This is a genomic window from Archangium sp. (assembly GCF_036389735.1).
GTDB lineage: Bacteria > Myxococcota > Myxococcia > Myxococcales > Myxococcaceae > Archangium.
In genome coordinates, this window is sequence record NZ_DASVWK010000440.1 from 1 (window position 1) to 7,762 (window position 7,762).

General features: G+C 68.7%; 7 protein-coding genes. 4 read left to right on the plus strand and 3 right to left on the minus strand.

Annotation, left to right across the window (positions count from 1 at the left end; all coding sequences use genetic code 11):
* Nucleotides 1-340: 340 nt before the first annotated feature.
* The 4 genes from VF794_RS15770 (at nt 341) to VF794_RS15785 (ending at nt 6,025) form a co-directional block, all read left to right on the plus strand.
* Nucleotides 341-700, plus strand: coding sequence for a DUF1428 domain-containing protein (locus VF794_RS15770; RefSeq protein ID WP_331111224.1), 360 nt, complete (start codon nt 341-343; stop codon nt 698-700).
* Between the two features lie 178 nt (nt 701-878).
* Nucleotides 879-2,597, plus strand: a complete 1,719-nt coding sequence (locus VF794_RS15775) for a B12-binding domain-containing radical SAM protein (RefSeq protein ID WP_331111227.1) — start codon at nt 879-881, stop codon at nt 2,595-2,597.
* 73 nt (nt 2,598-2,670) lie between these two features.
* Nucleotides 2,671-3,750 carry a hypothetical protein gene (locus VF794_RS15780; RefSeq protein ID WP_331111229.1) on the plus strand — a complete coding sequence of 360 codons (1,080 nt, stop codon included), beginning with the start codon at nt 2,671-2,673 and terminating at the stop codon, nt 3,748-3,750.
* A 73-nt stretch (nt 3,751-3,823) separates the two neighbouring features.
* The gene (locus VF794_RS15785) at nt 3,824-6,025 is read left to right on the plus strand and encodes a hypothetical protein (protein ID WP_331111231.1); all 2,202 of its coding nucleotides are present in this window, start codon (nt 3,824-3,826) and stop codon (nt 6,023-6,025) included.
* A 22-nt stretch (nt 6,026-6,047) separates the two neighbouring features.
* Here the strand turns inward: VF794_RS15785 and VF794_RS15790 are convergent, their stop codons facing one another.
* The 3 genes from VF794_RS15790 to VF794_RS15800 all read right to left on the minus strand — a co-directional run bounded on the left by VF794_RS15790 (nt 6,048) and on the right by VF794_RS15800 (nt 7,602).
* Nucleotides 6,048-6,419: a hypothetical protein gene (locus VF794_RS15790; RefSeq protein WP_331111233.1), complete on the minus strand. Its 372-nt coding sequence runs from the start codon at nt 6,417-6,419 to the stop codon at nt 6,048-6,050.
* A 150-nt stretch (nt 6,420-6,569) separates the two neighbouring features.
* A complete protein-coding gene (locus VF794_RS41745) occupies nt 6,570-6,935 on the minus strand; it encodes a hypothetical protein (protein ID WP_331111234.1) in 366 nt (121 codons plus the stop codon).
* On the minus strand, nt 6,889-7,602 hold the full coding sequence (locus VF794_RS15800; RefSeq protein WP_331111236.1) for a membrane dipeptidase: 714 nt from the start codon (nt 7,600-7,602) through the stop codon (nt 6,889-6,891). The genes VF794_RS41745 and VF794_RS15800 overlap by 47 nt, the downstream gene beginning before the upstream one ends.
* Nucleotides 7,603-7,762: the final 160 nt, after the last annotated feature.

The following is a 7,762-nucleotide window of genomic DNA, read 5'->3' on the forward strand; positions in this document are numbered from 1 at the left end:
CCGCCTTCTTGGCGAAGTTACCGATGCTCTTGAACGCCTTGCCGATGCCCTTGATGAAGCCCATGACTGACTCTCTTTTGGAAGGATGAGTGCTACGTTGAAGGGATTATCGGGCGCCGCGCTTTGAAGTTGTCTGCGGCCCAATGTTTCCGGAGATCGCGGTCGCGCGGCGTGAGTTGGCGAGTCTTTCCGAGGACTTGCGGCTGGCCAGCGTCGGTGAGACCGGATGTGACCCCCGGGGATGAAGGATGAACGCTCCAGCACGGGAGCACTTGAACGGCAGGCTCGACCTGGAACACGTTTGCCGTCGTCGCACTGCCTACCTTGAAGCGGGGGAGTCATGAGCTACGTCGACGGCTTCGTCATACCGGTGCCCAGGGACAACGTGCAGGCCTATCGTCGCATGGCCCAGAAGGCGGGGAAGATCTGGAAGGAGCATGGCGCGCTCGAGGTCTTCGAATGCGTCGGCGATGACGTGAAACCGGGAAAGCGCACGTCGTTCCCGCGGAGCGTCAAGCTCAAGCCGGACGAGACCGTGGTGTTCTCGTGGATCGTCTTCAAGTCGCGCGCGCATCGCGATCGCGTCAACAAGAAGGTCATGGAAGATCCGCGTCTGGCCGACATGATGAAGTCGAAGAGCACGCCCTTCGACAGCAAGCGGATGATCTACGGCGGCTTCAAAACGCTGGTCCAACTCTGAGCGGTGTCGTGCAGCGCCGGGAGCGACTCCTGCTCGAGAAGTGGTCCGCGACGAACTGCGCCGAGTAGCGAGGTGTGCTACGTGGCCGAGGCCGGGGAGGGGCGACCGCCCGCTCGCTCGTATTCCTCGGCGCGTGACCCTCTATACTCAGGGTGTTCGGAAGGTCGGGTTTCGTCTCATGCATGGCCGTCGCGTCCTCTCTCCAGTCCTCCTTCTCGGCGCCGGAACCGGCGAGGCCACTTGCGGGATCCTCTATCTCGCGAGCTACCTGCGACGCAGCGGGATCGAGGCCTTCGTCCGGCTCTACGACGGGGACCAATCCGAGGACGAGGTCGCACGCTCGCTCGAAGCCCTGGTGGCCCGTGTGCGCCCCCGGCTCGTCGGGATCAGCCTCAAATGGTTCCACCACGTCCACCGCGCGCTGCTCCTGGCTCGGACGCTGCGCGAGATCGACCCCAACATCCGAATCGTCGTGGGCGGCAATACCGCGTCGTACTGGTGGCGGGAGCTGCACTCGTTTGACTGCATCGATCACATCGTCCTGGGCGACGGCGAGCTGCCGCTGCTGGCGCTCTGTCAGGGCGATCCCTCCCCGCCCAACTGCGTCACCCGGGATCCGGACGGATCCCCGCGGCGGTTGCCACTGGCGTACGTGCAAGGCGCCACGAACAGCGAAGACATCTACTACTCGCACTTCAACGACATCTTCTTGAGCCACCAGGATCGCCACGCCTTCTCGGGGTGGGTCGCGCCCGGCAAGGGGTGCGGCGAGAACTGCCTCTATTGTGGTGGGGCCCGTGGCAATCAGAAGGCGGCCTTCGGGCGCGCGAAGCCGTTCCTGCGCTCCGAGGAGAGTGTGCGCCGCGATCACCAGGAGATCGCCCACCGGACGTGGCAGCTCCGCTACGACTTCTCGGGAAGCTCGGCGGAGTTCCTGCAAAGCACCTGGGCCGGGGTTGATCTCTCACGCCACTCCTGCATGTATTTCCTGTGGGGGGTGGCCCGGATAGAGCTCATCGACGCCCTGGCCCGAACCTTCGAGCACGTCCACATGGTGCTCGACATCGGCTGCTTCTCGGAACAGCAGCGGCACGAGCAGATGCGTCGCGGCCTGCTCAAGCCGTGTGCCTCGGACCAGCAGCTCCTCGAGCTCATCGACAGCTGCCGCCGCCATCCCAACCTGGACGTCGAGATCTCTGGAATCGCGGGTCTCCCCTTCGCCAGTGCCACCACCCTCGAAGAGGAAGTTCGCCTGGTGGAGCGCGTCATCAGCCTCGACTGTCTGGTGGGCTACCAGCGGCTCGAAGCGCAGCCCGGGGCGCTCGTCACCGAGCATCCCGCGCGGTTCGACATGGTGACCGAAGCGCGAACGTTCACGGAGTTCCTCGACTACTTCGAGCAACGTGAGCCAGGCGATGTGTCGGTGCCGATGCTGCGCTTCCGCGACGCGGCACTCGAGGGTGCGGTGCAGCGCACGTCGGAGCACGTGGATGCCCTCGAGGCGAAGCACAGCGACGCGAGGCGCAGGGTCGCGATCAACGGACGCACGCGCCTGTTGAACACCGCCCCCTCGATGCTTCAGTTCAAGCTCGGTGAGTGGTTGGGACATCACCGGGTCCCCGCCAAGGTGGCGCAGGAAGAGGTGACCGTCGTCCGGTCGGTCGAGGGAACGAGCCTGGTCTGTGCTCCCTCGGTCAGCCCGCGCAGGTTCACCGATCCGACGCTGGATCAGGGCGAGGACGGTCAGATCCTCCTGGCCACCCTGGCCGCCTTCGAGCGCCCGACGACGGTCGCCAGCGCGGTGGCGCAGCTGGGGGCGAAGGTGAAGCTCGACCCGCACTCGGCGCGCGAGGTCATCGAGCATCTCGTGAACGGACGCTTCCTGCAGCCGGCGTGAAAATCTGGCGTCGCTTGCTCCTGGCTCATCGCGCTCCCTATGCTCCCTTGCCTCTCACTCAGGAGCCGCGACGATGGCCTACGGTCAGTTCTGGGATATTCGCGTCACCTACGGTGGCGCGTACGACTTCGCCGCGGCCAATGTGGACCAGATGCGCCACCAGCTCCTCAAGAACGCGAATGTCCAACTCGCGTCGGGCGGGGACCGGACACACGTCTCGCTGCAAGTGAGCCAGGAGCTGGTCGGCGATACCGGCTACACCTACGAGACGGGGACCATCCCGCTCGCGGCGGGCATCTACCGCGCCTCGTACGTGCCCATCGTGGACATCGAGGCCGCGACCAAGAAGCCGGAGTATGCGGAGATGGTGCGCTGGGTGGCGGCGGCGAACGCGCCGGGGCGGGGCAAGATTCGAATCAACGCGCACGGCGACGGCATGGGGAACTTCTACATGGCCAACGCGGACGGGGCCGAGAAGTACCTCTCCGCGGACAAGATCGCCGACTGGCTCATCGCCAATGGGCTGGCGAAGAACTCGAAGCTCAAGACGCTCAACCTGGCCATCTGCCTCGCGGCGCAGGGGCCCAAGGGAGTGGCTGAAAAACCTCTGGTGGGCCGCCTGCGGCCGGCGCTCAACTCGTCCGTGAGCCGGCTGGCCAAGAGGCTCGGCGCGAAGGGTTGTGCCGGCATCAAGGTCACCGGGTCCAATGAGGTGGTCCAGGACCTGGGCGGGCAGCTCCACGCGGCGGTGATGAGCAAGAGCCTGGCCAGTCTGGCGGAGTTCCTGGACCGAGGAGACGCGGGCGAGTTCATCGTCCGCATCCCGCAAGGGTGGACGGTCACCCCCGGAGAGCCGGTGACCCTGCGGGTGCCCTCGGGCAGCACTGTCACCCCAGGGGACACCAACGCGGACAGAAAGCCCGCGGGCGGCTGGCTGGTGCAGGTGAAGGGCGCGGTCGACTTCACCGTTCCCCAGGGCTGGCATCTGCAACCCGGCGGCTTCTTCGGCAGAACGACCGTGCGCGTCCCCTTCGGCCTCGTCGGTGAGTCGGCCGGAGACGCACTCGGCGGCTCGCTGACCCTCAGCATCGGGCAGCAGGGGCAGGTCCGGGACGCGCGGCAGTCGTACTTCAAGGCCGAGGAGACGAGCTGAAGCGTGGCGTGAGTTGGCCGGGAGGGGTTGGCTCCAATGGGTGGGTGGTGACGTGGTAGCGAGCTGGATCTCCGTGACGGTCGCCTTGCTGGCGGCCACCCCCGTCTTCCTCACGAAGGGAGACGTGACGCCCGAGGCCGAGCTTCGGGCCGAGGCGGAAGCCACGTGGAAGGCGCTCGAGGCGCGCTACGTGGCCGAGGCCGGTGGTGCACCCGCCCGGGCCCCGGCAACCCTCTCCCTCCAGCGGGGCGAGGGGATGCTGCCCTCGCGCAACGGGCAGGGCCGGCCGGGGGTGGTGGAGCTGCGGCAGAACACGCCCGGAGTGCTGGAGGCGCGGCTGCGCGTGGCGCTCCGGCATGAGCTGGCGCACCAGCTCCTGTGGTGGGCGTGCCCGGCCTCGGCGGAGGACCGACTGTTCCACGAGGCCTTCGCGCTCGCGGTGAGCGGAGAGCTGGCCGAGTGGCGGGAAGCGCCCTATCAGTCGATGGCGAGCGCCTCGGTGGAGCTGGCGCGCAACCCGGACGTGGACACGCCTCGGGCCCGGCGGGCGCTGGCGCGCGTGCTGAACGAGGACGCGGGGTTTCCGAGGGCCCTCACGCGCCGGCTGCGCCAGTGTCAGGATGGGGCACGCTGGGCGGTGCCACTGTCCGTGGAAGAGCTGGCCGGCGTGGCCGTGGAGGCGGCCGCGAGCGCGACGGTGGTACTCAACCGCCACTCGGGCGAGGTGCTGTTCGCGGAGGGAGACCTCAAGCGGGCGATGCCGTACGGCTCGACGCTCAAGCCCTTCGTGGTGGCCGGGAGTGCCGCGCCCCCACCGGTGCTGCCGTCGCGAGCGGACGTGCCCGAGTGGTCCTGTGGCGACGAGCTGCCCGGGAATGTGGACGTGAAGACGGCGCTGCTGCGCTCGTGCAATGGGTACTTCCTGGATTGGGAAGGGCAGGGGCGCGCGCCCCCCAAGGCTTTCGGTCCGTGGGGCCCGGTGCTGGCCGCGGTGGGTCTGTCCAGCGAGCCCCTGGACATGGCGGATGCCATCGGACTGCGCTCGACGCTGCGCATCTCCCCGTGGGGACTGGCGCAGGCGTACCGGCTGCTGGCCGAGGCGAGGCCGGAGCTGATGGCGGTGCTGGCCGACAACGCCGCGCTCGGGACGCTGTCGGAGCTGTCCGTGTCCAAGGCCTTCGTGGGCGTGGCGACGAAGACGGGCACGGTGCGGGACGCGGAGAGCCGGCCGAGGCTCGGGTGGATCGTCGCGGTGGACGAGGAGCTGATCGCGGTGGTGGCTCGGCCGGGGAAGATGCCGAGGAGCTTCGCGAACGAGGTGCCCGAGCTGCTGGCGAAGGTGCGGCGCAAGCGCGTCGGGCAGGAGGCCGCACGGGTGCAGGTGCTGGGGCTGGTGGCCTCGGGAGCCGTCGAGGCCCAGTGCCAGGGCATGGGCTTCGCCTTGGTGGGACGCACCCCGAGAGCGGTGCCCGAGGGCTTCACGAAGCTGGCGCCGCTCGTTTCGAAGGGCGCGGCGGTGTGTCTGGGGAGCCCCTGGCGGGTGCGTTTCCCCGAGGCGCCGGCTGGTCGCGATTACGCCGGTGTCTTCTCGTGGTCTCCTCCGCCGCTCCACCTGCCGCCGCCGGGAGTGCCCTCCAACCCCCATTCCTTCAAGGCGAGACGGGGCTCGGACTTCCTCTTCCGTACCACGCGCCTCCAGTACACGGCGGGCGTGGTGTCGGCGGAGGACGCCTCGCTCACGGGGGAGCCGCGGGTGGCACTCGCCCGGGTGGTTGCGCACAACGAGCGGCACCCGGACAGCCGCCATCCGGGTCGACCCCTCTGCGATACGACGCACTGCCAGACCTTCCTGGGCACCGTGCGCGTGAAGCCGGAGGAGGAGCGGGCGCTCGGGCTTCCCCCCCCGCGCTGGCGCAAGTGGCTGCCCTTCTCTCAAGGGGGACAGACGCCGTGGCGGGAGATGCGCTCGCGCACCCAGGTGGAGTTCCTCCTGGGCCAGGGGGTGACGGGACTGCGCTTCGCGGAGGGGCGGATGCTCTACCTGCGCACGAAGCGGGAGGGAGGTGCCGTGTTCGACGTCTCCGAGTCCCATCCCTGCGAGCTGCTTCGTTCAGCGCTGAAGCTGCCCGCCTGTCCCCAGACCGCCACCTTCATGGACACGCGAGTCCTCTTCGAGGGCCGGGGCCGGGGCCATGGAGAGGGCCTCGACGTAGAGGCGGCGAAGGCCAGCGGCTCGAGCCACGAGCAGATCCTCGAACGGGCCTACGGGCAGTGACGGGCCTCGCGGCCGATCCGCCTCAGGTTCCGGCGGGCCGCGCGTTCACGGCCTGCTGGACGGCCTGATCGAACTCTTCCCGGTTGGTGAAGAGCCGGATGCCGCCCAGCTTGAGGCTGGCCAGCGACACCCCCATCAGCACCACCTTCGAGCCGAACAGCACACTCAAGGAGTTGAGCCGCGAGGCGATCGGCACGGAACGCTCCGTCATGATGGTGCGGGCCTCGGTGGCGTACAGCTCCATCCCTTCCCAATCATGGAAGACGTCCGTCTTGGGTCGGGAGGAGACGATCCCCACGATCGTCTCCATGGCGAGTTGGGCGAGGTGGGCGTCGAACATCGGCCCCTGGAACCGCGTCACGATGACGTGCGGCGCGGGTTGCCACAGCCGCAACTCCCCGTTCGGGGTGGTCCAGGTTCTGGTTCCGTTCACGACCGAATGAGCGAGCATGGCGGGCGGTGGACTACGGCAGCCAACACCCGGAAGCAAGGACCGAGTCCAAGAGATGTTGGATGTGGGATGGGGTGGGCGGGCCGCGGACGATCATATGTCATGGAGGAAGAGGTCGTCCCGAGGTCCGGAGGGCTGCCGGGCCGAGCGCTGGAGGGCGGGGTCCGCCCGGGCCTCCACCGCCTCGAGCACCCGCAGCAGCCGGGCTGCCGAGCCATCGAGGGTGTCCCTTGAGACGCCATGGGCCTCCAGCGCGGCGAACAGGGCCGGCAGGTCCCCCGTGTGGCGCAGGCCCCGAGGACAGGCGCCACCCGGGCTGGCGCGCAGGATGACGCTGTTGAAGTCGCTGCCGAGCATGACGGCCTCGGGCCCCACCTGCCGCGCGTAGTGGACCCAGTGGGCGACATCGTCATCACACGTCCCCGGTTGGAACCCCTCCCAGCGCTCGGCGGAGGGCACCTCCTGGAAGGGGGAGCGGAAGAGGCCGATGCCGATCAACCCTCCGCCCGCGCCGATCCGCTGGGCGAGGGGCCGCATCCGCCAGCGGGTTGTCGAAGAAGTGCACGAGGGTGATGGACCTCGCTCCCGCCGCATGGAGCCGATCCACGTCCTCCACGCGCCGGATGCCCTCGCCGCCCTCGATGGCCGGAATCAGCACCAGCTCCCCGCGCGCGAGCTCCTCGCGGGCCTCCGCCACGCTTCGCGCCAGCACGAAGTCCGGGCTGCGCCGGGCGAAGTCCTCCAGCTCCTCCAATTGGTGGAGCGCTTCGCCCAGCGCGCTCCGGCCAGGACGGGTAGCCACGGGCGGCCAGACCGTGGCGAGCACGAGTCGCACCCCCGCTCGCCGCAGCGCCGCCGGGTCCACTTGATTGACGAGGCGTTCCGCGTGCGAACCCGCGAGCAGTCCCTCCCCAGGCTCGCCCTGGAAGAGGGGGCGGAGCGCCGCGCGCATGGTGACGTGGACGTGCAGATCGGCCCGGAGTACCTCGGGCGCCAGGGTGGGGGCCGGTTCCTCCGAGGGTTGCCGGAGAACGGCGCAGCCCAGGCTTCCCAGCAGCACGAGCAGGGCGGTCCATATGGGGAGGGCAGGGGAGCGGGGCGCCAGGCGGACCACGAGGTCGGACATGCTCCGGATGCTCACGGAGGCGCCCAACGTGCGCAAGGTACCCCGTGGCGCGGTGCGGCGAAGGGCGGACTGAAATCCTTGGAGGAACGCCCGGTAACACCCCGGTAAAAACTACCGCGATACAGACCTAAGCATGCTGGTCCTTCGATGCAAGTGCTCG